Annotated in this window: 24 protein-coding genes; 12 read left to right on the forward strand and 12 right to left on the reverse strand. The window is 39.1% G+C overall.

The window, feature by feature from the left end; translation table 11 throughout:
• Positions 1-17 precede the first annotated feature (17 nt).
• On the forward strand, positions 18-1,175 hold the full coding sequence (locus AC13EX_RS23670; RefSeq protein ID WP_048642191.1) for a sigma-54-dependent transcriptional regulator: 1,158 nt from the start codon (positions 18-20) through the stop codon (positions 1,173-1,175).
• A 184-nt stretch (positions 1,176-1,359) separates the two neighbouring features.
• Here the strand turns inward: AC13EX_RS23670 and AC13EX_RS23675 are convergent, their stop codons facing one another.
• A complete protein-coding gene (locus AC13EX_RS23675) occupies positions 1,360-2,355 on the reverse strand; it encodes a LuxE/PaaK family acyltransferase (protein ID WP_482894557.1) in 996 nt (331 codons plus the stop codon).
• Positions 2,356-2,432: 77 nt separating this feature from the next.
• Here AC13EX_RS23675 and AC13EX_RS23680 point away from each other — a divergent pair, with 77 nt between their 5' ends.
• Positions 2,433-3,104 carry a hypothetical protein gene (locus AC13EX_RS23680; protein WP_482894558.1) on the forward strand — a complete coding sequence of 224 codons (672 nt, stop codon included), beginning with the start codon at positions 2,433-2,435 and terminating at the stop codon, positions 3,102-3,104.
• A gap of 25 nt (positions 3,105-3,129) precedes the next feature.
• Here the strand turns inward: AC13EX_RS23680 and AC13EX_RS23685 are convergent, their stop codons facing one another.
• The gene (locus AC13EX_RS23685; RefSeq protein WP_482894559.1) at positions 3,130-5,550 is read right to left on the reverse strand and encodes an alpha-ketoacid dehydrogenase subunit alpha/beta; all 2,421 of its coding nucleotides are present in this window, start codon (positions 5,548-5,550) and stop codon (positions 3,130-3,132) included.
• A 354-nt stretch (positions 5,551-5,904) separates the two neighbouring features.
• Here AC13EX_RS23685 and ald point away from each other — a divergent pair, with 354 nt between their 5' ends.
• The 3 genes from ald to AC13EX_RS23700 all read left to right on the forward strand — a co-directional run bounded on the left by ald (position 5,905) and on the right by AC13EX_RS23700 (position 9,339).
• Positions 5,905-7,026 carry an alanine dehydrogenase gene (ald, locus tag AC13EX_RS23690; RefSeq protein ID WP_482894560.1) on the forward strand — a complete coding sequence of 374 codons (1,122 nt, stop codon included), beginning with the start codon at positions 5,905-5,907 and terminating at the stop codon, positions 7,024-7,026.
• A 129-nt stretch (positions 7,027-7,155) separates the two neighbouring features.
• Positions 7,156-8,493 carry an oxygen-independent coproporphyrinogen III oxidase gene (gene hemN / locus AC13EX_RS23695; protein ID WP_482894561.1) on the forward strand — a complete coding sequence of 446 codons (1,338 nt, stop codon included), beginning with the start codon at positions 7,156-7,158 and terminating at the stop codon, positions 8,491-8,493.
• A 30-nt stretch (positions 8,494-8,523) separates the two neighbouring features.
• Positions 8,524-9,339, forward strand: a complete 816-nt coding sequence (locus AC13EX_RS23700; RefSeq protein WP_482894562.1) for a Cof-type HAD-IIB family hydrolase — start codon at positions 8,524-8,526, stop codon at positions 9,337-9,339.
• Here AC13EX_RS23700 and AC13EX_RS23705 read toward each other — a convergent pair.
• Positions 9,336-10,019, reverse strand: a complete 684-nt coding sequence (locus tag AC13EX_RS23705) for a DUF2461 domain-containing protein (RefSeq protein WP_482894563.1) — start codon at positions 10,017-10,019, stop codon at positions 9,336-9,338. The genes AC13EX_RS23700 and AC13EX_RS23705 overlap by 4 nt on opposite strands.
• A 244-nt stretch (positions 10,020-10,263) precedes the next feature.
• Here AC13EX_RS23705 and AC13EX_RS23710 point away from each other — a divergent pair, with 244 nt between their 5' ends.
• Positions 10,264-10,635 carry a DUF7009 family protein gene (locus tag AC13EX_RS23710; protein WP_482894564.1) on the forward strand — a complete coding sequence of 124 codons (372 nt, stop codon included), beginning with the start codon at positions 10,264-10,266 and terminating at the stop codon, positions 10,633-10,635.
• Positions 10,636-10,641: 6 nt separating this feature from the next.
• Here the strand turns inward: AC13EX_RS23710 and AC13EX_RS23715 are convergent, their stop codons facing one another.
• The 4 genes from AC13EX_RS23715 to AC13EX_RS23730 all read right to left on the reverse strand — a co-directional run bounded on the left by AC13EX_RS23715 (position 10,642) and on the right by AC13EX_RS23730 (position 15,369).
• Positions 10,642-11,352: an SIMPL domain-containing protein gene (locus AC13EX_RS23715; RefSeq protein ID WP_482894565.1), complete on the reverse strand. Its 711-nt coding sequence runs from the start codon at positions 11,350-11,352 to the stop codon at positions 10,642-10,644.
• A 294-nt stretch (positions 11,353-11,646) separates the two neighbouring features.
• A complete protein-coding gene (locus AC13EX_RS23720; RefSeq protein ID WP_048642183.1) occupies positions 11,647-12,096 on the reverse strand; it encodes a MarR family winged helix-turn-helix transcriptional regulator in 450 nt (149 codons plus the stop codon).
• Positions 12,097-12,179: 83 nt separating this feature from the next.
• The gene (locus AC13EX_RS23725; RefSeq protein ID WP_482894566.1) at positions 12,180-14,699 is read right to left on the reverse strand and encodes an ABC transporter permease; all 2,520 of its coding nucleotides are present in this window, start codon (positions 14,697-14,699) and stop codon (positions 12,180-12,182) included.
• Positions 14,692-15,369 (reverse strand): ABC transporter ATP-binding protein, encoded by a 678-nt coding sequence (locus AC13EX_RS23730; protein ID WP_048644500.1) that lies wholly within the window; start codon positions 15,367-15,369, stop codon positions 14,692-14,694. The genes AC13EX_RS23725 and AC13EX_RS23730 overlap by 8 nt, the downstream gene beginning before the upstream one ends.
• A 92-nt stretch (positions 15,370-15,461) precedes the next feature.
• On the opposite strand from AC13EX_RS23730, the gene AC13EX_RS23735 reads away from it, so the two are divergent.
• The 4 genes from AC13EX_RS23735 to AC13EX_RS23750 all read left to right on the forward strand — a co-directional run bounded on the left by AC13EX_RS23735 (position 15,462) and on the right by AC13EX_RS23750 (position 19,497).
• The gene (locus AC13EX_RS23735) at positions 15,462-16,151 is read left to right on the forward strand and encodes an arylesterase (protein WP_482894567.1); all 690 of its coding nucleotides are present in this window, start codon (positions 15,462-15,464) and stop codon (positions 16,149-16,151) included.
• 105 nt (positions 16,152-16,256) lie between these two features.
• The gene (locus AC13EX_RS23740; protein WP_048642180.1) at positions 16,257-17,996 is read left to right on the forward strand and encodes a GMC oxidoreductase; all 1,740 of its coding nucleotides are present in this window, start codon (positions 16,257-16,259) and stop codon (positions 17,994-17,996) included.
• Between the two features lie 4 nt (positions 17,997-18,000).
• Positions 18,001-18,717 (forward strand): gluconate 2-dehydrogenase subunit 3 family protein, encoded by a 717-nt coding sequence (locus tag AC13EX_RS23745; RefSeq protein WP_048642179.1) that lies wholly within the window; start codon positions 18,001-18,003, stop codon positions 18,715-18,717.
• Between the two features lie 90 nt (positions 18,718-18,807).
• Positions 18,808-19,497 (forward strand): 3-keto-disaccharide hydrolase, encoded by a 690-nt coding sequence (locus tag AC13EX_RS23750; protein ID WP_048642178.1) that lies wholly within the window; start codon positions 18,808-18,810, stop codon positions 19,495-19,497.
• A gap of 225 nt (positions 19,498-19,722) precedes the next feature.
• Here the strand turns inward: AC13EX_RS23750 and AC13EX_RS23755 are convergent, their stop codons facing one another.
• From AC13EX_RS23755 to AC13EX_RS23765, 3 genes are all read right to left on the reverse strand, one after another.
• Entirely contained in the window at positions 19,723-20,436 is a 714-nt protein-coding gene (locus AC13EX_RS23755; protein ID WP_048642176.1) for a Crp/Fnr family transcriptional regulator, read from the reverse strand.
• A 102-nt stretch (positions 20,437-20,538) separates the two neighbouring features.
• A complete protein-coding gene (locus tag AC13EX_RS23760) occupies positions 20,539-21,012 on the reverse strand; it encodes a type I restriction enzyme HsdR N-terminal domain-containing protein (protein ID WP_482894568.1) in 474 nt (157 codons plus the stop codon).
• 309 nt (positions 21,013-21,321) lie between these two features.
• On the reverse strand, positions 21,322-22,032 hold the full coding sequence (locus AC13EX_RS23765) for a ComEA family DNA-binding protein (RefSeq protein WP_482894569.1): 711 nt from the start codon (positions 22,030-22,032) through the stop codon (positions 21,322-21,324).
• A 183-nt stretch (positions 22,033-22,215) separates the two neighbouring features.
• On the opposite strand from AC13EX_RS23765, the gene hemA reads away from it, so the two are divergent.
• The gene (hemA, locus tag AC13EX_RS23770) at positions 22,216-23,493 is read left to right on the forward strand and encodes a glutamyl-tRNA reductase (protein ID WP_048642173.1); all 1,278 of its coding nucleotides are present in this window, start codon (positions 22,216-22,218) and stop codon (positions 23,491-23,493) included.
• Positions 23,494-23,610: 117 nt separating this feature from the next.
• Entirely contained in the window at positions 23,611-25,194 is a 1,584-nt protein-coding gene (locus tag AC13EX_RS23775; RefSeq protein WP_482894570.1) for a WG repeat-containing protein, read from the forward strand.
• A 14-nt stretch (positions 25,195-25,208) separates the two neighbouring features.
• Here the strand turns inward: AC13EX_RS23775 and floA are convergent, their stop codons facing one another.
• A complete protein-coding gene (gene floA / locus AC13EX_RS23780; protein WP_048642171.1) occupies positions 25,209-26,222 on the reverse strand; it encodes a flotillin-like protein FloA in 1,014 nt (337 codons plus the stop codon).
• 3 nt (positions 26,223-26,225) lie between these two features.
• A complete protein-coding gene (locus AC13EX_RS23785) occupies positions 26,226-26,687 on the reverse strand; it encodes an NfeD family protein (RefSeq protein ID WP_048644499.1) in 462 nt (153 codons plus the stop codon).
• Positions 26,688-26,978: the final 291 nt, after the last annotated feature.

The following is a 26,978-nucleotide window of genomic DNA, read 5'->3' on the forward strand; positions in this document are numbered from 1 at the left end:
TAACGGATAGCATTAATATGCCGAAAATTTTGATAATAGATGACGAAAAAGTCATCAGGTCTACGCTTAAAGAAATTCTTGAGTATGAGAAATACGAAATCTTTGAAGCCCAAGATGGTGAGAAAGGTCTCGAAATGATAAAAAACGAGGATTTTGATTTGGTCCTATGTGACATCAAAATGCCAAAAATGGATGGAATGGAAGTGCTTTCTAAAGCCAGCGAGCTTAGCAAGCAACCTCAATTCATTATGATTTCTGCTCATGGATCTATCGAAACAGCGGTAGAAGCTACCAAAAAAGGCGCCTTCGATTTTATCCCAAAACCCCCTGATCTCAACAGGCTATTATTAACGGTTAGGAATGCCCTAGACAAAAAAGAACTGGTTCAGGAAACAAAAGTGCTGAAGAAAAAGCTTTCTAAAAAGCTGGACATGGTCGGTGAGTCAAAAGCCATTTCTATAGTAAAAGAAACCATAGAAAAAGTAGCACCAACAGATGCTAGGGTTTTAATTACAGGCCCAAATGGAACTGGTAAAGAACTGGTGTCCCATTGGATCCACCAAAAAAGCAGTAGAGAAAAAGCACCTTTTATCGCTGTCAATTGCGCCGCAATACCTGCCGAATTGATCGAAAGCGAATTGTTTGGTCATGAAAAAGGAGCCTTTACCTCGGCGAACAAACAAAGGCAAGGGAAATTTGAGCAAGCCAATGGCGGCACACTTTTCCTTGATGAAATTGGCGACATGAGCCTCTCTGCTCAAGCGAAAGTACTAAGAGCCCTACAGGAGCACAAAATTACCCGCGTAGGGGGAGACAAGGACATAAAAGTAGATGTCCGGGTGCTCGCAGCCACCAACAAAGACCTCAAAAATGAAATCGCTGAAGGTAATTTTAGGGAAGATCTTTACCATAGAATAAGTGTCATACTTATCCAAGTCCCTCCATTAAAAGACAGAAGAGATGACATACCATTACTGGTAGACAAATTCTTAGGAGATATTGCCGGAGAATATGGTACCACCAAAAAAGAAATTGAAAAAGCTGCTATTCAAAAGTTGCAAGAATTTCCTTGGACAGGAAATATCAGAGAACTAAGAAATGTAATCGAAAGGTTAGTTATACTTGGAGGTAAAAGCATCTCTGCCGAAGACATTAAAAAGTATGCAGATTATTAAATAAGCGCATTGGTGCTTAGCCATTTGCTTCTACACTCCCTACCTTCGCATATGCAGGGCAGGGTTTGCTAGATGCACATGAAGACAATACCAAAATCGCACAAGCCACCAAAATTGTCATTAAAGTTTTCATAATATTAAAAGATTTAAGCCAAATATGTGTAAATACTAAATAAATACAAAATTAATTGATCATTAAATTACAGCCTCTGGTTTCGCTGTTATCCATTCTCCCTAAAACGGTGAAACTTCCATCTTTATTTTTTAAGCCAAGATCTTCCGTTTCAATAAAGGAACAAGAGTGGAAATTTGCCAAATCTATGACATTAAATGCGCCCGTAGTCCCAAAGGTGTAGGTAAATGGATCATAAACATCCCTTACCATTACCTTCATAAAAGGAGAGCACCAAAACTTACCCTCTCCAGGAGAATAGGCTTGTGACATTAGTTCAGTCATCCCATATTCTGAATGAATATTGTCCACCTTGAAAGCTGTTTTGAGCAGTTGGTGGACTTCCTCTCTGATCATCTCCTTTCTTCTTCCTTTCATTCCGCCAGTTTCCATCACAATCACATCTCCAAAATCGGTAGAAGGACTTGTGGTTTCTGCCAAATCTAACAAAGCAAAAGTCACACCAAGTAATAAAGTTTTTTTACCATTCTCTTTCAGACTTTCCAATTTCTCCTTTAAAGCCTCATGTTCATACAAATAAAAACCTGATTGATCAGAGTTACTTTCTTGGATAAAATGAGCCGCCATATCAACAAGAGAACTGCCTTCTCTTTCCAAATAGGAAGGAAGCAATGCTAGCACATGGAAATTTTTCAAAGAGCCATAAACGGCCTCAAAATTATTAACACAATGCTGCAAGTAGAATTCTTTAGACCAAATATAGTGCCGACTGTTTTCCTGACCTGTAGTTCCACTACTGGAATACCAAGAGGTATATAAATCCTCAGGCCCTGAAATCACCTTTGCTGTTTTGAATAAGGAGATGGGCAGGAATGGTATTTCCTGTACCTCTGCAATGTTTTCAGATTGAATCCCCCTAACTTCAAGATACTTGCGGTAAATTTCATTATGCGTAGATTGGTACCTAAATACATCCATTGCCAAGGCTTCAAAATCCTGGATTTTTCCTGATTTAATTTTTTCACAAAAACTTTTAAAAGAATTCATCGTTATTTTATGGTAAAACCCAAAATTTGATCATTTTTACATTCAAAGAGGCGGAAGTGTAAAATTACGGATTACCTATGAAGTTAAAAAATCACACCATCATTACCCTGCTCCTACTTTCAGTTTGGGTTGGATGCATTTCCCCACCGGATAATTTCCCAACCGTACCACAAATTGATTTTAACAATCTGGAATTTGTTCAGACGTCAGGGTCCGATTCATTGATCATCACCTTGGACTTTCGTGATGCAGAAGGAGATTTGGGTTTAAATGCAAAGGATATATTCCCTCCTTTTAATGAACTTAACTATTTCACCAATGATGCCGGTGAGTTTATTACCTATGGTGAGAGACCCGATGATGCCCCAGACTTCAACAACAGAGATTGGGTTATTTTTCCATTGATCAACAATCAGGAAATAAAAGACACCTTGTGGGTATCCGAAAATGAGGATTACTACAATATCTTGGTTAAATTTTTCATTAAAAGAGGTGGAAATTACACCGAATTTAATTGGTCAGATCCACCTTACTATACAACCTTCAATGGCCGCTTTCCAAGAATGCTTGAAGAGGATCAATCACGCGCTATAGAAGGTAAAATAAGGTACGCAATGTTGTCTCTGGGATGGAATAGTATTTTCCGAAATGACACTATAAAACTAGAGTTAAAAATCAAAGACAGGGCTTTAAATGAAAGCAATGTGGTAAGCACTCCTGATTTCACTTTATCTCAGATCGAACGCTGATCGCAGATTTAAAATTTATTTTTAATTAAAAGATTGCTGGGAAGTTTTTGGGGTCAGCTTCATGCATCATAGCATAGACTTTCTCCACAACATCGTCAGCACTTGGTTTGGAAAAGTAGTCCCCATCTGACGAATAAGCCGGCCTATGTTCTTTAGCTGAAAGTGTCATAGGTTGAGAATCCAGGTAATAGTAAGCTTGTTGCTCTTCGATGACTTGTTGCATCATATAGGCAGAAGCTCCTCCAGGAACGTCCTCGTCTGCAAAAATAACCCTGTTGGTTTTCTTAATAGAATTCAAGGCAACCTGATCCAAATCGAAAGGTAACAGAGTTTGTACATCTATAACCTCAACAAAAATCCCTATTTGAGCTAGTCGCTTAGCCGCTTCCAACACTATTCTGCACATGGAACCGTAAGTCACTATTGTGATGTCTTTACCCGACTGTAAGATCTCAGCCTTTCCTAAAGCAACTTTAAAATCCCCAATATTGGAAGGCATTTTTTCTTTTAGCCTGTATCCATTCAGTGATTCTATAACAATAGCAGGCTGATCAGCTTCCAATAAAGTATTGTACATACCTGCTGCTTGGGTCATGTCTCTAGGCACACATAATAGAATCCCTCTGAGACTACTCAAGATCATACCAATAGGAGATCCAGAATGCCATACTCCTTCAAGTCTGTGCCCTCTGGTACGAATAATCAAAGGTGCTTTTTGCCCCCCTTTAGTCCTGTAATGCAGGCAAGCCAAATCATCCGACAAGGTCATTAATGCATAAATCAAATAATCTAGGTATTGAATTTCTGTAATAGGCCTTAGACCTCTCAATGCAGCACCTATTCCCTGTCCTATAATGGATACTTCGCGAATACCCGTATCTGTGACACGCAACTCTCCATGTTTGGCCTGTAGGCCTGCAAATGCCTGATTCACATCTCCTATCAAACCTACATCTTCACCAATCACAAAAACCCGGGGATCTCTTTCTAGAATGGCATCAAAGCAGGCCTTAAGAATTTCACGGCCATCCAAAACAGAGGGTTCCTCAGAATACTTCACCTCCACGGGAGGAACGGCATCAACCCTAAATTCAGACTCACTGTATTGATGACTTGAATACCTTTCTTGGTTTAGTTTCTGTTGGCTTTTATACCAGCTTTGAAGCCTTGCCTTGACTTCTAAAGGTTCTGTTCGAACCAGTAATAAAGCTTTTCGGACAGTACTGATTACATCCATCCTAACGGGATTTAGGGTACGCCTAAGCTCATGAACCATTTGAGTTAGTTCCTTATTCCCTTTGCATTTATCTGCCAATTCAATCAGCAGCACTACTGCTTCGTCTAATTCCTTTTTTATCGTAGCTGAAAAGGCTTTCCAAGCTTTGTCCTTGCTTTCTTTAACAAGTTGCTTTGCCTCAGCATTTATTTGATCCAACTCTTCCTCAGAGGCAATTTTGTTGGACAATATATATTCTTTAAACTTAACAACGCAGTCGTATTCTGCCTCCCACTGAAGTCGCTCTTTGCTTTTGTACCTTTCATGAGATCCTGAGGTAGAATGCCCTTGTGGTTGGGTCATTTCCGTCACATGGACCAGAACAGGCACATGCTGCTCCCTGGCCACTTTATTTGCCCTGCTATAGGCATTTACCAAGCCCTCGTAATCCCATCCTTTTACGACTAATATTTCATAGCCCTTTTGTTCGTTATCCCTTTTAAAGCCTTCTAGTGCAGCCGAAATGCTTGCTTTAGTTACTTGTAAATCATTTGTCACAGAAATGCCGTAATCATCATCCCAAACAGAAATAACCATTGGCACCTGCAAAACACCTCCTGCGTTAAATGTTTCAAAGAACATTCCTTCGGCAGTTGATGCATTTCCTATTGTTCCCCACGCTACCTCTCCTCCTTTATTGGAAAAGCTAGTCATATGTTGAAGTGCAGGATTTTCTTTATAAAGCTTGGAAGCATAAGCTAGACCAAGTAGTTTGGGCATTTGAGCAGCAGTAGGAGAAACATCTGCAGAGGAATTTCTTATTTCCATCAGGTTTTTCCAAGTACCGTCATCATTCAAAGACCTGGTTGCAAAGTGTCCATTCATTAAACGGCCTCCACTTGCAGGCTCTACTTTGGTATCTGTATGTGCATACAACTGAGCAAAATACTCCTGCAGACTAAGCTCTTGCATCGCAAACAGAAGGGTTTGGTCCCTATAGTATCCGGACCTGAAATCACCCAGTCTAAAAAACCTTGCCATAGCCACCTGAGCCAACTCTTTACCATCCCCGTAAATCCCAAATTTGGCTTTACCCATAAACACCTCTTTTCGTACAGTCAACGACGCATGCCTACTTATCATGACCATTCTATAGTCATTCAGGACACTTTGCACCCCAAAAGGGTTTTCGCTTTCTTTCGTAAGTGTAGGTAAATATTCAGTATTCATTAATTACGCCATTTTTCATCATATGAAAATCCAAGGATTTCAAAAATACACATTTTTTGGAGTTATCCCAATTTTTAAGAGGAGCTAAAATGCATAATAAACAATATTATTCCGTATGTAATGAAAATAAACGACAGGGAAAGAATATTATTTTGAATAAACAATAAAAACATCAATAACTAACAGGTAGCTGAATAAATAATATTTACACAACCCTCATTTTAAGGCAATTAGGCATTAAATAAAATAATAAAAAAGCAGGAGATAATTAATATTATTTTTTTATCAAATCATTTTCCTTGTGAAGGTGGACTGTTTATATTTGATTAATCCGTTCACTTTAAAGCTACTAACATGCGCATCTCTGTTCCAAAGGAAATCAAAAACAATGAAAACCGAGTGGCTCTTACTCCTGCAGGAGCCCAGGAGTTTACAAAAAATGGCCATGAGGTATTTGTTCAAAAAGCCGCAGGATTGGGTAGCGGCTTTCCTGATGAAGCTTATCAAAAATCAGGTGCAACCATGGTTTCATCTATTGAAGAGGCTTACAGTAAAGGGGAGATGATCATGAAAGTGAAAGAACCTATTGATTCAGAATTTCCGCTCATAAATGAAAACCACCTGCTTTTTACTTATTTTCATTTTGCCTCCAATAAGCCCCTTACAGAGGCCATGATCAAAAGCAAGGCCATCTGTCTGGCTTATGAAACAGTAGAAAAAGAAGACAAAACCCTTCCTTTATTGATCCCTATGTCAGAAGTTGCTGGTAGAATGTCTGTACAAAAAGGAGCCAACTACCTGGAAAAACCCCTTGGAGGCAGAGGCATACTATTGGGAGGTGTACCGGGAACTCTTCCAGCCAAAGTACTGATTTTAGGCGGGGGAATTGTAGGTACACAGGCAGCATGGATGGCTGCGGGACTGGGAGCAGATGTGATTATTCTTGACGTCTCACTTTCCAGAATGCGACATTTGTCTACCGTAATGCCTAAAAATGTGAAAACAATGATGTCTAATGAGTTTAACATTAGAAACCTTATACAGACCGCTGATTTGATCATTGGAGCAGTATTAATCCCAGGAGCGAAAGCACCACACCTTATCACAAGGGACATGCTAAAAGAAATGCTTCCAGGAACTGTACTTGTGGATGTAGCCGTAGATCAGGGTGGTTGCATCGAAACCTGTAAACCAACTACTCATGAAAACCCTACCTATACCATCGATGGAGTTTTGCATTATTGTGTAGCCAATATGCCCGGTGCAGTCCCTTATACCTCTACCTTAGCCCTAACCAATGCAACTTTACCCTATGCCATGGAACTTGCGCAAAAAGGTTGGAAAAATGCTTGTGACAAATTCCCGGAACTAAGCTTCGGCTTCAACATCATCAAAGGAGATATCGTATATGAGGCGGTAGCAGAAACCTTCAACCTTCCATTTGTACCTGTAAGTTATTACTTAAATCACCATTAGTTAAATGCCTTCATAGTTACTTTCCTGAATTTAAAAACATGATCTTAATCAGTAACCCTACTCTTTATCGTCATGTTTTCTTGAATGAAGTATGAGGAATTTTGCAAGGCAAATCAACCAATAGTGGAAATGACAAATCCTTCCCTCATTCAAAAATACAATGTACCTGCTCCTAGGTACACCTCTTACCCAACTGTACCCCACTGGAACAATGACATTAACCCTTCCACCTGGGCAAATTTATTTACAAAGGCATATAAAGATTTCGGAAATGAAGAAGGTATAAGCCTTTACATTCACCTTCCTTACTGTGAAAGTTTGTGTACCTACTGCGGATGCAACAAAAGAATTACAAAAAATCACAATGTGGAACTTCCCTATATAAGCGCTGTGATGAAAGAGTGGGACATGTACCTAAAACTATTGGATGGGAAGCCAAAACTTGCAGGTATACATTTAGGAGGTGGTACCCCAACCTTCTTTTCTCCCTCAACCCTTTATGTGTTGATAAACCATATTACTCAAAGCTCCATTAAAATGGATAATTTTGAATTTAGTTTTGAAGGACATCCAAACAATACCACCAAGGCACATTTGGAAGCACTTTCCGGGCTTGGATTTGACAGGGTTAGTTATGGCATTCAAGATTTCGACAGCAAAGTTCAGTTGGCCATTAATCGTCATCAACCCTTTGAAAAGGTAAAGTATATTACTGAGGAAAGTCGAAAATTAGGCTATAGCTCTATAAATTTTGATCTAATCTATGGCCTCCCCCATCAAACTCTTGAAACGTTAAAGGACACCTTTGAAAAAACAAAGGAGCTAATGCCTGAGAGAATCGCTTTTTACAGTTATGCGCATTTACCATCGGTGTTCCCCGCACAAAAATCCTTCGAAAAGCACCTCCCAAATGAAACCGATAAAAGAAAGCTTTACGAACAAGGAAAAAAATGGCTTAAAGAAATGGGCTATGAAGAAATAGGTATGGATCATTTTGCGCTCGAAGGAGACCCACTATTAAAAGCAAAATCAAACCGTACCTTGCATAGAAACTTCATGGGATACACCACTTCACCTTCAAAAATTCTACTTGGATTAGGTTGTAGCGCCATTAGTGACGCTCACTATGCTTACAGCCAAAATGAGAAAACAATCGCTGCTTATTTGAAGAAGATAAGAGAATTTGAATTCCCTACAATTAAAGGCCATGTTCAAAAGGAAAGCGATTTAAGTCTCAAGCCCTTTATCATGAGCCTGATTTGCAACCATACAGCTCCTTGGAAACAAGAAAACATGATTCCAGACCCCTTAGTTACTTTCTTGAACGAAGGTCTAATCACATTCAAAAACGATAAACTCAACATTACAGAAGTAGGCAAACCATTTGTTAGAAATATATGCATGGCCCTTGACCCCTATATGCAACAATCAGAAAAATCGGCACCTGTCTTTAGTAAAGCCATTTGATTGTTTATCTTCGCGCTAAACTTTCCGAATATGAAAATCAGCGCCATTTGCACAGATATTGATGGGACCCTTTTAGATAAAACCAGGCAACTTTCCACTAGAACCCTTAAAGCCTTTGCTGCTTTACCATCAGATTTCCCAATCATCCTGGCCTCTTCCAGAATGCCTGGGGCTATGGCCCATTTACTGGAAGAGTTTGGCAGAGTGGCCAATCCGCTTATATGTTACAATGGAGGCTTTGTAATTCGTTCAAAAAATAAAGATTATCAACAAGTTAGTTCTACTTATATAGATGCAAATACCTGTCGTGAGATTTTTGCTTTAGCAAGTGAGACATCAGTGCATATTAGCCTATATTCTGGTGACAGTTGGTTTGCTCCCAGTAAAGACAAATGGACTGTAAAAGAAGAGATGGTCACAAAAGTGAAAGCAACGATTGACAATCACCTTTCTGTACTTGGAAACTGGGAAGAAAACAGCAGAGGTGCACATAAGGTGATGTGTATGGGAACCGCTGAAGAAATTCAATGGCTTTATGATCAACTGATTGAAAACTTCTCCTCTTCCTTACACCTTTACAGATCCAAAGACACCTATATTGAAATCGCGCCCAAGTCAATATCTAAAGCTTCAGGTCTACGACAAATATTGGCTGAGGCTGCCATCCCCATGGCGGAAGTTCTCGCTTTTGGAGACAATTACAATGACATCTCTCTAATAGAAGAGGTGGGCTATGGTGTAGCTGTTGCCAATGCCCGGGATGAAGTAAAAAAGGTAGCCAAGGAAATTACCGAATCAAATACTGCAGATGGGGTTGCCATTACCATAGAGAAACTTTTGCTTTAGAGCAAAATATCATCTTCATCAGAAATTGATACTGCCTGGTTTAAGAAGGCCTGAAATGGTCGCATTTTTGAAAAAGCCTCTAGCGTAGTTGCCACATAGGCGCCAGAACGTATTTCCTCATCTGGGATCGGATGAGACAATATAAAACTCTTGTACCTTAAGTATTCAATAAACGGATGGTCTTTCTCAAATCCTTTGGGAGAAGTTTTGAGTTTTTCCCCTTGCATTTCTCCAAAGGTATTCTTTATCTCAGGTGACAATAGCAGGTTTCTCAACTCCTTTCCGGAATAATCTATTTCCTGTCGAATTTTCTTTAAAATCGGCGCTTGAGGCATCCATATACCTCCACCTACAAAAGATCCTCCCGGCTGAACGTGTAAATAGTACCCTGGGCCTTCTGACTTTTTCCCTCCAACGGAGAAATAAGCGGCCATATTGCTTTTGTACGGAGCCTTATTCGCACTGAAGCGTATGTCTCTATTCTGCCTAAAAACACAATCTTTAGGCCTCAAATCTGAGAACCCAGGCTCATCAATACTTAACTGAGCCAATATCTCAGCTACCTTTTCAAGAAAAGCGGCTTTTTCCTGAAGGTACCAGTTACGGTTTTCATCCATCCACTCTTTGGAATTATTGGAAGCCAATTCTTTAAGAAAATCTAAGATGTCTTTTTCCGGCATTTGATTTAACAGTAAATTGTAAGAGAAATTCCTTTTGGTAAATTGGGTATACTTTGAACAAAATCAAAAAATTTAAACCCTGAATATGCTTCAATAAGCTAAATTGTCTATTCCTATAGATTTAAAATAAACCTAATCTGCGTCTAAGCTGGAAATGAATTATTTTTTCCTAAGTAAACCCACCATAATTCACATTTCTGCCTAAAACAACTGCAATATCAATTCTGATTCATAAATTCAACTCATGAAAATCCGCATTCATCTCAATACGATTAGATTAAGGCTTTCCCAAAGCGAAGTCAACCAACTTGCTAAGGGCACAGAGATTAAAGAAGTATTGAACTTGCCTGCCCCCTATCCTTCCTTTATTTATTCTGTTAAGCCGATGAATAAAGACAATGACCTGACAATATCTTTTGAGACGCAACATCTAAGTATAAGCCTTTCTGAATCTGAAATAAAAACCTGGGCAAACACTGAGCAAGTTGGCATATCAAAAAATCTCCCACTACCTGGAGAAGCCATGCTTAAGGTGTTAATTGAAAAGGATTTCCAATGTCTTCACAAGAGGCAGGGAGAAGATGAAACAGACAATTTCCCTAATCCCCAGGCCTAGTTTAAATCATTTATTAAAAGTGAAAATTACTTTCACCTGATCACTTAAAATCTGCTCATCCGGTTCGATGGTAGGTGGTGTTCGCTGAATGTCAGCGCTTACCCGCATAGATTCAGACCTATACATTTTTGGTTGATAAGAATTAGTAGCCTCTCCATATATCACCTGATGCACAGCTATATCTCCCAATTCAAGCGAATTGGCTATTAATTCGGCTTTGCTTTTAGCATCCATTATGGCCAACAGTAACAATTCTTCTTGGTATTCCTTCTTTTTTTTGTCTGACAATTGAAACTCAAATTGAAAACCCATGTCCACATTGGTATGCAATGCCTCCATGATTTTCGCCAAATCTTCTCCTGTATTGTCTTTCACCAATACTCTTAGGGTTTGGTTAGCAACATAACCACTGTCTTTAGAAGTGCCTTTTGTATATACCCTATTTACATTGACAAAATAATTGTCAGCCTTTAATTCATAATTTTTCACTCCACTTTGCTTGAGTGCTTTGGTCACTGCTGCTGCTTTTTTATTGAGTTCCTCAGTCGCATCGGCTGTTTTCATCGCTTTGCTGGTAAGTGAAACTCGAATCAATGCTTCATCAGGCAAAACCTTGATTTCACTTTTACCATCTACAATGATTTTCGAGGTTTCCTGTCCAAATGAAATCATTTGGACACCAATAATCAAAACTAATATTGCAAATATTCTTTTCATAACCCTGCCTTCTGTTCTAAACAATTTATCTAATCTATTCAGTCATCACTAAACAAATCACAGGCCAATAATTCGAATATGAATTAAATGGGGACAAACCTCCAATTGTAAATTGGTGCTGAAACAGAAAATCAAGTGTAATTCAGCTTTAAGATGGGCCCGGTTTAAATTACTCCTTAATACATGATGATTATCCCAACTTAGAAATCAAAATAAATACAATTCTGAGCAACATTATGCATTACACCTTCACATGGGTAACCTTCAGTTACAATTGATTGCTTATCTCAGGAGTCAACCTCTTAACTTATCCAAAAGTAGATTTAGCTGCTCTACCTCTTTTTCATCAAGGTGTATGGTGTCCACATTAAATTTCCTGACCTCTATGTCAAGTAATTCTAAAAGCTCAAGTCCCTTTTCTGTGATCACTATATCCACTTGCCTTCTATCCTTAGGACATTCCGTCCTTTTCACCATCTTTTTTTGCTTGAGTTTTTCCACCAGCCTAGAGGCATTGCTCATTTTATTAAGCATTCTCTCTTGGATAGAAGACACCGTGATAGGTTTAGGAAACTGACCTCGTAAAATTCTTAGTACATTGTATTGCTCAGGAGATAAATCATGAGGCTTAAAAATCTTACTTTGATGAGTAACCAAGTAACTTTGCGTAAATAGTAAATTTACAACTGCCTTGGTATAGTTGTCCTTGAATGGATTTTGTCTTATTTCCTCTTCAATTTTCATTTATTCTACTGGTATCTAATGTAGATACATTGAATTTATCCAAAAGGTTCATTTATCATTAATCAACCACTTAAAATTGACCTTTAGCTCCTCAATATATCCATCGTCTTGGCCTTAAGTATGTTTAAACTATTAATCCAACCTAAAAACACGGTAAGTCCTGTAATCAGTGCAAACACCAAAAACAAAGGTTGCCAAGGTAAACTGAATGCAATTTCAAACACGAAATAACTTAGCAGAAAAGAAGCAAGTACCGAAAGCATTAATCCCCCTCCTGCTGCCAGACTACCAAGGAATAGGTATTCCAAAATATTAATCTTAATCAATACTTTTCTTTCAGCACCAATTGTTCTCAACAAAATATTCTCCCTAACTCTCTGAAATTTACTTATAAGCAAGGAACTAATCAAAACCAAAACACCTGTCAAAATGCTAAAAAAGGCCATAAACTGAATAACAAAGCCAATCTTCCCAAGTAGATCCTCCAGAGTTTCGACAATCATGCTTAGATTAACTACAGATACATTTGGAAACTGCCGCACCATGATATTTTGGATGTCAGCAGAAGCTTTATCGTCCTTAGTTTTAGTGATTAACACATGAAATTTCGGGGCATTGTCTAAGACTTTGTCCGGAAATAATACAAGGAAGTTAGTGGAAACTCTTCTAAAGTTTACTTTTCTAATACTTCCTACATAAGTAGTCAAGGGTCTACCCTGTACATTGAAAACTATTTCATCTCCGATTTTCACATGATTCCGCTCGGCATAGCCTTCTTCCATAGACACAAAAATACTGTCTGAATCCGAACGGTAGGGTATAAGACTCCCTTCTAACAATTCTTCTGTATTGATAAGGCTGTCCCTATAGGTCACGCGGAATTCTCTGTTGTAAAAAGAGCCGGATCTCCGTTCTTCATCACTAAGCTCTTCATTGTCTTTCTTAGTAAGGCCATTCACCTCCGAAACCCCCATAGTGATGATGGGTACATGTTGTAGAACCGGAAGACCTTCAGCCTCAAGAACTGCTTTCATGCTGTCCACCTGACTGGTTTGAATATCAAAAAAAAGCATGTTTGGTTGATCTTCTTTATCAGCAAATCGAACCTCATCCAAAAGTTGGTCTTGAATAAAAAACAATGTTCCAATCATTGCTGTTCCCAAACCTATCGTTGCCAATAAAGAAACTGTCTGATTATTGGGCCGGTACAAATTTGACAAAGCTTGTCTAACAGGGTAGTTCAAAGATATTGGAAGGAATGTACGGATGGCTTTCATTACCCCCATGGCCAACAGCCACAAAGCACCAAAGGCCAATACTACGAATCCTGTAAACCAAAAGGTTTGGTCCCATTTCCCTAATAAGAAAAAACTAAACAGCAGGATAAATAAAATGATACCCAACAAAACAAAAATCCTCACAGGATCTTTTCCAAAGCCTCCTGATTGATCGTCAGGCCTTAAAGTCATCATTGGAGACACTTTTCGGATTTTGAGTAAAGGTATTAATGCAAAGAGAATGGAAATCATTACTCCGGTTACAATCCCCATACTTATGGATCCCCAAGCCAATTGAACGGAGACTTCTACAGGAAGAAAATCGCTAAATACCAAAGGCAATAAAAACTGCAACAGCGCACCTGCCATTGCCCCAATTATAGAGCCTAATAAGCCCATAAAGAATATCTGCACCAAGTAAACCACTATGATGTCTAGGGCTTTCACACCTAAGCACCTCAATACGGCAACCGAAGGAAGCTTTTCCTTGACAAAAACATTTACAGCACTACCCACTCCTACACAGCCTAATAAAACGGCAATGAAAGCGACCAATGTTAGAAAGTTTGAGAGATTTTCAAAAGACCTACCTGTAGACTCCTTTTGGGTCTGTACAGTGTCAACATTCACTCTGTCCTCTTCCCATACTTCCTTGTTTTCGTCTATTAAAGCCTGCAAGTCGAAGTTTTCAGGGAATAAAAAATAATGATTATAATTGACCCGGCTTCCATATTGAACCAAGCCTGAGGCTTCAAGCTGGTCCATAGGAATATACACTGCCGGAGCCACAGTAGCCGTAATCCCAGTTTGTCCAGGGACTTTTTGTAAAGCCCCCACGATTTCAAGGGTTACATTCCCCACTTTTATACTATCTCCCACTACGGCACCAAACTGTGCCATCAAGGTTTTTTCTACCAAAGCCCTGCTTCCACCTAACCTGAAGGTACGCTCCCCTTCTTGGGGCAAAGTTTCAAGGCTTCCATAATATGGAAATGCACCTTCCAAAGCCCTAACCTGAGTCAGTCTGCTATTGCCCGCTTTAGGGAAATACACCATGGAAGCAAAGTTTATTTCCAAAGCATGTTTACTGGCCAATTTCTCAACCTCGGGAAATTCTATGGTCTGGTTTTTCTTTAGTAGCAGGTCTGCTCCCAATAGTTCTTTGGCCTGATTGTCAATATCCTTACTTAAATTTTCTCCAAAAGAAGTAACAGCTACCAGAGCAGCTATACCAGTAACAATAGCGGAAACAAACAAAACTAGTTTAACGCCTGTTTTTCTAAATTCTCTTTTGGCCATTTTAAATGACCAGCCCCAATCAACCATTGATAGCCTCCTGTATTTTACCGCCTTTAATATGTAATGAATGGTGGGTCCGAGCTGCAAGTTCCAAGTCGTGAGTAACCAAAATCAAGGTCGTCCCTTGTTCTTCATTCAGATTAAAAATAAGGTTTTCTACCATTTCACCTGTTTCTGTATCCAAATTACCCGTTGGTTCATCTGCAAATAATATTTTTGGTTCATTGGCAAAAGCCCTGGCTATAGAGACCCTTTGCTGTTCACCTCCAGACAATTGGTTTGGGTAATGCGTGAGCCGATCTCCTAAGCCTACTTTTTCCAAAAGCTCTTTGGCTTTTTCTTTGGCATCCTTGCGCTTTTTCAACTCCAGTGGAACCATTACATTTTCCAAGGCCGTTAATGTTTGCAATAGTTGAAAATTTTGAAAAATAAAACCTACCAACTGATTTCTAATCCCAGCCCTTTGGTCTTCATTCATGTTTTCCAGTGGTTTCCCATCCATCCTTACGCTTCCAGAACTGGCTACGTCCAGTCCTGCGCAAAGGCCCAACAGAGTGGTTTTACCACTTCCAGAAGGCCCCACTATAGATAGGGTCTTACCCTGTTCGACCTCAAAATTAACCTTATCCAAAACAGTAAGTTCCCTGTTTCCACTTCGGTAGGTTTTGGTCAGATTTTCAACGCTTAGTATGTTCATATCTTTCAAAGAAAAAAACTTATCCCTTTTGAACAAAAACAATAGTGGATTAAGTTTAGTATTTTTGATAATTGACTGTAAAAATATTTCAAATGTTAAGAATAATAAAAACAGCATTTACTGCCGTTCTGTTGCTAGCAGTAAGTTCAACTTTAACTGTTTCCTGTAATCAAAAACAGGAAACAGAGAAAAAGGTTACATCGACAACCGTTAAAACTGCAGAAAAGAGCAAAAAAAAGAACATTCTATTTTATGGTAACAGCCTTACGGCTGGCTATGGCTTGGATGAAGAAGCCTCTTTTCCCTCCCTAATTCAGGACAAAATAGACAGCCTTGACTTAAACTACAAGGTCATCAATGGAGGTTTAAGTGGAGAAACCACCGCTAGTGGCCTCAGTAGGCTGGATTGGTTCCTTGAAGACCAACCTGAAGTTTTCATCTTGGAATTAGGTGGAAATGATGGTTTAAGAGGTATTCCCTTGGAAGAGACAAGAAAAAACCTAAATGCCATAATTGCTGCGGTCTCAAAGAAATTCCCTAGTACCAAAATCCTGCTTGCAGGGATGCAAATCCCCCCAAATATGGGATTGGAATATGCTGAAGAATTTAGAGAGATGTATGCTGAGATTGCTGAAAAGCAAAACATAGGAATCATCCCTTTTCTTTTGGAAGGTGTTGCGGGAAATCCGGATTTAAACTTACCCGACGGCATCCACCCAACAAGCGAAGGACAACAAATTGTAGCACAAACTGTTTGGAAACATTTAAGACCGTTGCTATAACAAATAGCCTGTTTTAATCATTTATGGTAATGTACTTTCAAAATGTTTCTTTTTATTATCAGAAAATTATCTTAATTTTTCCGAGAAATTAATAAAAAACAAAGGATGAGTATTCAAATACAGACTGCTGGAGATGCTTATGATGTGATCATCGTAGGATCTGGAGCAGGCGGTGGAATGGCCTCCAAAATTTTGGCAGAGGCCGGATTAAAGGTGGCAGTAGTAGAAGCTGGAGCTGATTTTGACCCCGCTTTAGAGGAACATAGAACCCAATTGAGGCCACCTTGGGAGTCTCCAAGAAGAGGTGCCGGTACGGTTCGCCCATTTGGAGATTTTGATGCAGCTATTGGTGGTTGGGAAATTGAAGGAGAACCTTACACTCGTGGTGAAGGAAGTGAATTTGACTGGTTTAGATCCAGAATGCTTGGAGGAAGGACCAATCACTGGGGAAGAATCTCTTTAAGATTTGGTCCCTTGGATTTTAAGAGAAAAGATTTCGATGGACTTGGTGAAAACTGGCCAATCAGCTATGATGATATTGCCCCTTATTACGACAAAGTCGATCGATTAATCGGTGTATTTGGTTCCAAAGAAGGGATCAACAATGAACCGGACGGGAATTTCCTCCCTCCGCCAAAGCCACGTTTGCATGAGCTATTCATTAAAAAAGGTGCAGATAAAGTCAATATCCCTGTAATACCTTCCAGACTTTCTATCCTTACGCGACCAATAAACAATGACCGAGGAACCTGTTTCTTCTGTAGTCAATGTAATAGAGCCTGTCAGGTTTATGCCGATTTTTCCGCAGGTACCTGTCTGGTAAAACCAGCAATGAAAAAAGGCCAAGTGGATCTTTTCACCATGGCTATGGTAAGAAAGGTGATGACCAATGATAAGGGTGAAGCCACTGGAGTCACTTATATCAGTAAGCTTGACATGAAAGAATACAAGTTGTCAGCAAGAGTGGTTGTACTTGGTGCTTCTGCTTGTGAATCAGCTCGTATTATGTTGAACTCAAAATCCTCAAGCCATCCTGATGGACTTGGTAATAGCTCTGGGCATGTAGGCCATTACTTACATGACTCTACTGGAGCAGATAGAATGGGTATCTTACCTGACATGATGGATCGAGAAAGATACAACGAGGACGGTGTAGGTGGAATGCATGTTTACACACCATGGTGGTTGAATGAAAAAAATCTGGATTTTGCCAGAGGTTATCATATAGAATATTGGGGCGGCATGGGAATGCCTGCTTACGGATTTGGCGGAGGCATGGACACCATGAGACAATACGTTAAAGACGAGTTTGGAAAACCTGGAGTCAATGGTGGATATGGTGAAGGCCTGAAAAAAGACATTCGAAGATTTTACGGTAGTACTGTAGGTATGTCAGGAAGAGGGGAAAGTATTCCACGATATGAAAATTATTGTGAAATAGATGAGCAGGTAGTGGACAAATACGGTATTCCTGTACTAAAATTTCATTATAAATGGAGCGATCAGGAACTGAATCAGGCCAAACACATGCATGAAACTTTCGAGGAAATATTGACTAGCATGGGCGCTGTGATCCTAGGCGAAAAGCCCGGTGCTGACAGACAGTATGGTCTACACAAACCTGGAAGAATTATTCATGAAGTAGGAACGACCCGTATGGGCAATGACCCTAAAACATCAGTATTGAACAAATTTTCTCAGGCACATGACTGCAAAAACTTATTTGTAGTAGACGGTGGAGCCTTTGTTTCCCAAGCAGATAAAAACCCTACTTGGACAATTCTAGCCAACTCCTGGAGAACTTCCGAATACATTATTGATCAAATGAACAAGAAAAATATCTAAAGCAATGAACAGAAGAGAAAACCTAAAACTTTTATTTACCGGCTCCTTGGCTTCAGGTATACTGTTTACAGGATGTGGACCAGAAAAGGCTGAAACCGTAGAAATACCTCACAATCCTAAAATTGGTGAGTTTGGTAGCTATGGCCGTACACCTGAAGAGATTATTCATAACGAAAGTTTGAAATCTACCACTTTCTTCACAGAAGATGAGCGGAAAAAATTAGATATTCTTGTGGATATGATCATTCCAGCGGATGACACCTCTGGAAGCGCTACTGATGCCGGTGTACCTGATTTTATTGAATTCATGGTAAAAGACATCCCTAGATACCAAACGCCCTTAAGAGGAGGCCTTTTGTGGCTAGATTACAAATCAGACGAGATGTTCAGCAAAAAATTTCTAGAAATTTCTGAAGATCAGCGTACTCAAGTTATCGATCTAATCGCCTATCCTGATACAGCTAAGCCTGAAAATAAAGGTGGTGTGAAATTCTTCAATGACCTTAGAAACCTAACTGCTACAGGCTTTTTCACCAGTGAAGAAGGCTTTAAAGACCTGGGATATGTAGGTAACCGACCAAATGCTTGGGATGGTGTTCCTGAAGAAGTATTGGCCAAACACGGCTTGGAAAATGACCCAAAATACAAAGACGTATACCTTGACATAAGCACAAGAGGAACCATCGCCCAATGGGATGACAATGGAAACCTAATCGGATAAGCGCATTCGAAAACTTATTTATACCAACAGGGGAGCGTCTTAAAGGGTGCTCCCCTGTTTGCTTTACACCTAACCAATAACGCCCTAACTATGAAGCCAAAAATTTTTATACTAGCATTGACCTGTAGCTTTATGCTATCTACAACAATGGCACAAAACCTACCCATTTTTAATGGAGTAGACTTATCCGGCTGGCATGTAGATGTACCCGAACTAGACACCAATGCCAATGCAGGTCCTTCCTTTATTGTCGAGGATGGAATGCTAATAAGTATGGGTAATCCGCTAGGTCATCTTATTACTGATGATGAATATGAAAATTATAGGATTACCACAGAGTACCGCTTTCCTGGAGAAACTGGAAATTGCGGCATCTTAATTCATGCCTCTACTCCTCGGTCCCTATATAAAATGTTTCCCAAATCTATAGAAGTCCAAATGTACCATGAAAACGCTGGTGATTTTTGGTGTATAGTGGAAAACATCGAAGTGGACAATATGGTTGAAAGGAGAGGTCCAAAAGAAGAATGGGGAGTAACAGAAGGAAAGAAAAGGAGAATATTAAACCTTACGGATGGCTCTGAAAACCCACCCGGATTATGGAACAGAATGGTAATAGAATGCCTAGGTGATAAAGTGAAAGTGTGGGTAAATGGAGACCTGGTAAATGAAGGTTACAATGCGACTGCAAGTAAAGGGCAAATAGCTGTACAGGCAGAAGGCGCTAAAGTAGAATTCAGAAAACTAGAACTTGAACCTATTACAGAATTCACCAAATAAATACACCTTCATCTCCAAACTTTTTACTAAATATTGAAAGGTTTGGAGGTGCCTATTTGCCTTTTAACAGGCGATGAAAGATCCTGATTTCTTTAAAAAATTACCCCCAAACAAAGGATGTCAACTTGAAAACTAGGACATAACAATGCAATATTGAAGCAGAAATTAGCCACCAAAAGTTTGATTTTGATGCCATTTCAGTAGACCATTATTTATGGTTTAAAATCATCCGTAGAAATCAGAAAGCCTTGCCAAGCCTTTTCTGTTCAGGAGAATAATTTTTTTTCCTTGTAAATCGATAAGCTTATCTTTTTTGAACTCGGAAAGCAATCTAATAACGGTTTCAGTAGCCGTTCCCACAAGTCCAGCTATTTCTTCCCTTGTAAGCGCGATATCAAGCCTCTGTCTGTCTCCACCATCAACTCCATAGCTGTCTCCCAATTGCAATAAAGTCAGCGCTAAACGCTCTCTAATCGATTTCTGGGTTGCGTCTGTCAATTGACTTTCCATAAGTCCCATTTCATGACAAAGTGCTTGAGTAAGTCGTTGATGAAAATTATTATCTTCCTTCATTACTTTCAAAAACACCTCCTTTGGTACAAAGCAAATCCCCGCGTCTTCCACTATGGTGGCAGTGGTAGAATAGGATTCCTCTCCTATCAATGAAGAATAACCTACTAAATGACCTTTTTGGGCAAGTCGTATGATTTGATCTTTACCATTTGAAGCTGTCTTAAAAATTTTAACTACACCACTGTTCACACAAAACACCCCCAGTGGTTTAGTGTTTTCGTAATAAAGGATTTGACCTTTTTTATGCGATATGAAATTTTTACCCTCAGAAACATTGCATAAATGCTCCTCTCCAAGTCCTGCAAATAAGGAAAGCTTCCTGCTCATGCACAATTCGCAAGGCGTACTCTTTACTTTATTCATCATATTGTGGCCACAATTTTAAGTAAGTAACTAGACAAATTTAGTAAATTACATGACTCTCGTCACATTTATCATCATATTTCAATGACTTAAAAATCTTGGTAATTATTCAAACATAGGGAAATGAGCAATTTGTGAATACTTACCTGTTTTTAAATCTTTTTGCAAACAAAAATGCTGGCGCCCATTGCTTATACATAAATAAGGGGCGTTGAACTTATTGTTATACAAACAAACTTGCTCTATGGTTTTTTGGTTCAGTTTTACATCAGGCGCCTTGCATTCAATCAAAAAGAAAGATGCCCCCGTCCTGTCCAATACCATTATGTCAAAGCGCTTTTGAAGGGCATTGTATTTCAATCCCTTTTCCAATGAAATCAAACTTCCCGGATAATTCAAATGCTTGACAAGGTAATGCGTGATGTGCTGCCTTACCCATTCTTCAGGTGTTAAAAGCAGTTTCTTTTTCCTTATTGGGTCAAAAACGTAATATTTACCTTGATCCCCCTGTTCTATATCCATGGGGTAAGATGGTAAATTCAGTTCAATCGCAGCCAAATGTTGTACCAAATCCTTCATTGGGTAAATTTCCGACAAATATTCATACGGCAAAATCTTATTACAAAATTTAGTTCCGAATAGAAAACATAGTTAAGCCCCTAAGGTATTTAGCCCAACACCTGAATTGACCAACCTCTTAGATAAACCACTACCTAACAGTATTTAACATGACTTTTTTCTTCCGTGAGCCATTCAATTATATGAAATTAACATTCAAAATATTGTAGAGAATTAAACCCTAATTCTGCAATAACCCAAACAGCATTGAAGAAGCCTATTCTAAATTGATCTTAGCAAGCCGAAGAAATTCACTATTTCTAATTGAAATCAAAAAGTCAGGTAAGGGGAAACTCTATTTACCCAGTCTTCATTGAAAATTTTAATCTTCAACAACTCTTCTGCTGATTTGTATGGCCCATGTTGTTTCCTATAAGCCAAAATCACCTTAGTGGCCCCATAGTCTATATAAGGGTGCTTTATCAATTGTTTAAAATCTGCTGAATTGATATTTAATTGACGACTTATATGAGCTTCAAAAGCAAATACAGAGTAAATTTTCTCGGCGAGTTCAGCATCTACCCCATAAACTTCCAGAATTTGTTCCGGACTGTGAAAACCGCCTAAACTTTCTCTGTAATCATCAATTCGCGCAGAAAGAACAGGTCCTACACCTTGTACCATTTGCAATTCAATGGCAGTAGCTTCAGAAAAAGTTATTTTATTGAAACTTGGCTTGCTAGGTTTCTTTAGTGATGATGAAGAGCTGCTTTTCTTTTCTTCCCTCTTTGTTTCCTGGCTTGGCTTTTGGTTTTTCTGACTAGAATCTATCCGAGAAGGAACCTTTTGGCTTAACAATTCATTGTTTTCAGCAATGTAAGCCAAATAAGTAGCTTGATCAGAAGAGTGGTGATAGCGTTCTATAAAAAATGGCCCAGCGTATAGCAGGCAAAGTATAGGGATTACAAAAACGAAACCTCGCATTTCCCTACGGGTAAAACCCAAGTACGATTTTAATATGTAGAACCAATTTTCCATCATAGATTTTCTCTATTGGCTACATAAATTAAGAATATTGGAATGTTATTCCAAAAATTCGCAATATTGTATTAGGATTTAATGCGGCATTAATTATTTAGAAGTATTATAAATTAAACTCCCTTTGCCGAATTAATTCATTTCGTCCCAATTCTATAATAAATTTGTAGCTGAAAGTTCGTCACCATGCAGTCAAAGTTTAAAGCTTTAAGTCTCTCATTTAAGAATGCCCCCGTAGCAATCCGGGAGTTGGTTTCTTTGGACGAAGGAGCGGTACGTTCTCTTTTGGGAAAATTGAGAGAGTTTTTTAGCTTGACGGATACCTTGATTCTTTCTACCTGCAACAGGACAGAAATATATTACAGCCACGAACTGGATCTTTCCACAGAAATCATAAAACTTGTAGGGCTAGAAAAAGGACTGGTAGATACCATATCGTATTTGGAATATTTTGACATTTTCCATGATGATAAAACAGCCATATCCCATCTTTTTAGAGTGGCGATGGGTCTGGAAGCTCAGGTTATTGGAGACATGCAAATATCCAATCAGGTAAAACGAGCGTATCAGACTGCTGTGGACATGGACATGGCTGGACCTTTCTTACACCGCCTCATGCATACCATATTCTTCACCAATAAGAAGGTAGTACAAGAGACGGCATTCAGAGATGGAGCTGCTTCTGTATCCTATGCAGCAGTGGAATTAATTGAAGAACTTACCTCCAATACCCACCAACCAAGAGTACTTCTGGTAGGACTGGGAGAAATAGGAGAAGATGTTGCAAAAAACCTGGTTTATTTGGGTGATGCAAAAATAAAAATTGCCAACAGGACCTATTCTAAAGCTTTGGAATTGGCTACTGAATATAATTTTGAAGCCATCCCCTTCGAGGATTGCTTTGAAGCGATGAAAGAGGCAGATGTGATCATTTCTTCGGTCGCAATGTCTGAACCTTTAATTAGCAAACAGTTAATAAGTAGTTTTAATATAAAAAGCTATAAATTATTGGTAGATCTTTCGGTACCAAGAAGTATTGACACCGCAGTGGAAGACCTTCCAGGTGTATTGCTGTATAATGTGGACAATATCCGAAGCAAGGCGACCGAAACCTTAAGCAAAAGGAAAGCAGCTATACCACATGTGGAGAATATTATCGTAGAGAACATTAAAGAATTCTACGATTGGAAAAAAGAAATGATGGTTTCCCCCACCATCAATAAACTAAAAAACAGCTTGGAGCAAATCCGTAAGGAAGAGCTGGAGAGATACCTCAAGAATGCAGATAGTCAACAGTTCGATATTATCGATAAAATGACCAAAAGCATGATGCAAAAAATTCTTAAAGTACCCGTGGTACAACTAAGAGCTGCTTGCAAAAGGGATCAAGCTGAAGAAATGATTGGAATCATTAATGACCTTTTTGACTTGGAAAAAGAAGAAGTCAAAAAAACAGATCATTAGGTAAAAACCAAGTACTGACCTACTTATATTTTTTTATTCAGCAGTTAAAATTGCCTTTGTAGTTTTATTGGGAAAGCTGTAATTTCTTTTTTACTTTCACCCCTAAAACACGCTAAAATGCATAAATTAAACCTATACAGATTTTTTATAACCTTGCTATTAACCGTACTGTTTGCAAGGGTAGGTTCAACTCAAACCTGGGAAGTATTTGACAACGACTTCCACTTGGAAAAAAAGCTTTCTAAGGGAGAAATTTTCTTATTAGGAAATAACCTAAGGATCAATGTTTGGGACAATGATCTTTCTTTTTTAGACGCAAAATATGAACCATTCACCGTAATAGAGGATGCTTCCCTCTATCAATTTCTTGAGCCTTGGATAATCATCCAAAACAAGGATAAATTTGGGGCAATCCATGAATATGGGGAGCAGGTGCTACCTGCTATTTATGATGAAATTGATTCTTATTATACCCGATTACTTGCAAGAATAGGCGATGATTACTTTGTTTACGACAGAGGCAAAAGGGAGACTACTCCTATAGGTAGTTATGTTTCGGCCAGAATAGCCAGAAATGGTCAGGTGATCGCTCAAAATAGCGATGGAAGCTTCTCTTTACCCCTTTCACAAACTCCAGAACACCGTTTTATTTCACTTACAGACCCTACTGATGATGTAATTGTTGCTAGGGAAGCCTCTGGCTTGGGTTTAATCAATATGGAAGGAGATTATATTCTAAAGCCTGTTATTGATGAAATAAGCCACTTGGAAGACAATTATTTTTATGCTAAAAACAGCAATGAATACCTTTTGATCAACGCCCTATCCACTACGGCTGACATCAGGTACAATAGCTTCCACAGGATTAGCATTGAACATGATGTAATGGTAGAATACATCCATGGAAAATTGCGTAGGATAATGAAAAATGACGGTATCCTGCTGGATATTGTCGGAATGGATTCCGTCAGAAGATCAGGAAGCTATTTTAATGTTCACTTTAGAGATGGGACCACGGGCTTGTTAAATAAAGAAGGTGACTGGGAAGTTAAGCCAACAAAAACTGCCACAGGTATTCTGCCCGGTAACGAAGGTGCTTATGGCGCCAAAATTGGAAATGGCTTCGGCTTTATCAATGCCTCTGGTGACACCATAGTAAGTCCTGAATTTGATCAGGTAAAAGTATTCTCAGAAGGCATGGCAAGTGTGAAAACCGGCACCAAATGGGGTTATATCAACCATCAGCAGGAATTGGTCATCCCTTATCAATACAGCGCTGTAGGGCCCTTTAAAAACAGCCTGGCTATCGTTCAAATCGACGGCAAGTACGACCTGATCAATAAAAGTGGGAAGTCTTTGCTCGAAAGCCCTTGTAAAAGAATTAGCAGAATGATGGATGACTATTACCTTTTAGAAGACAATGGCTTGTTTGGACTAGCCAAGCCAGATGGCACTATCATTAGCCAACCAGTATTTGAGGAAATCAGAAGAGAGGCTAAAGATAAGATCTTAATCAGGAAAGGTGACAAATACGGGGTGATAAAAGAAAATGGGGATTTCGAACTTCCCCTTTACTATAACGCCATTCTATTTGACAATAAGAATGCTAAAATTTTAGCAAAAAGCAAGGCAGAAGAAGTGCCTGAAATATTGAGTAAAAAAGAATTGAAAAAAAGAAGGAAAGAGAAAAAAGGGGCATAAAGCCCCTTTTTTTATTATTTATTTTTATCGTTTCCTCTAGACCTGTCGGAGGATTTATTTTCATCAGATTTTGCTATTGAATCACGCATACTGGTATCAGATTTTACATTTTCCATTTTGTAATAATCCATTATACCCAAGTTACCGGACCTAAATGCTTCTGCAATGGCTTTAGGAACCTCAGACTCAGCTTCGGTTACCTTCGCTTTCATCTCAACATTTTTAGCTTTCATTTCCTGCTCTAGGGCAACCGCCATTGCCCTTCTTTCTTCGGCCCTAGCTTCCGCTACTTTCAAATCAGCAGTAGCCTGATCAATCTGAAGTTTTGCTCCAATATTTGATCCAACATCGATATCTGCAATGTCTATGGATAATATTTCAAATGCAGTACCTGAATCAAGCCCTCTTTCCAATACAAGTTTTGAGATTTTATCAGGGTTTTCCAACACACTTTTATGGTTCTTCGCAGAACCTATAGAAGTAACAATCCCTTCGCCTACTCTAGCCAAAATCGTTTCTTCACCAGCTCCACCTACCAATTGAGCGATATTGGCTCTTACAGTCACTCTTGCTTTGGCAATAAGCTGAATACCATCTGCTGCTACTGCTGCTACATTGGGAGTATTGATCACTTTAGGGTTTACTGAAATCTGAACCGCCTCAAACACATCTCTTCCTGCTAGGTCTATAGCTGTAGCTTGTTTAAAAGAAAGAGAGATATTTGCCTTGTCTGCTGAAATCAAAGCCCTAATAACATTTGGCACATTACCTCCAGCTAAAAAGTGCGTTTCCAGATCATTGGTAGTAAGATTAAGCCCAGCTTTGGTTGCGGTAATTAGCGAATTGACAATCACCCCAGGAGGCACTTTTCTGATTCGCATACCCACCAATTCCAAAAGCCCAACCTTTACGTTGGAGAAAATGGCAGTAATCCAGAGATTTACGGGTACAAAATAGAGGAAGACAAATAATATAATAAGACCGCCAAAGGCGGCGACCAATACCAATACCGAATTAGAAATATCCATAATTTAAGGTTTTATGATGATTTTATTGTTTTCAATTTTTGAAATAGTAATGCTTGTTTTTGCAGGAATAAACCCTCCCTGAGATTTGGCCTCATAAATTTTATCTTCAATAATAATTTTCCCGTAAGGCTTACAATCAGAAAGCGTTTCGCCTACCTGACCAACTTCAAGCCCTAGCAGACGATCGTCATACGCTCCTCCAGAAGAGGTATCCTTGAGCGCGAAACGATCCCACACCCCAGACTTAAAACCATAAACGATCATTCCCAAGTTTATAAAACCAGAAGCAGCTAAGGCTCCATACCCTACAACTGGGGAGAAGTGAATGAAAGCATGATAAATCCCTAGAGCTGTAAAGACAAGTCCCAATATACCTACTACGGTCGTTCCCGGTACAAAAATAACTTCCAGCATTACCAAAAGTGCACCAAAAACAATCAAACTTATTAATATTAACCAGTCCATGAATTTCATTTTTAAGTCTTCCATTTTAAATAAAAGGGAAGCTTGCTGTAAAATTACAAGATTTCGGAACAATAGAAAGCCAAATGAAATGAATCATTTGGCTTTCTATATTTTTTAACCCGGATTATGTAATAGGATTTCTCCTTCCTGACAATAGTCAGGGGTGAAGCCTGTCCCGTGTTTACGGGAAGTGTTGCAATCGCAAGAAAATCAGGCTGTTTGGAGATTTTAGCATAGCACCGCTATGGTGAAATTGAAAACAGCAACAAAGTGGCTGATTTTAAAGCGATT

This window comes from Cyclobacterium sp. L-R (assembly GCF_056859355.1).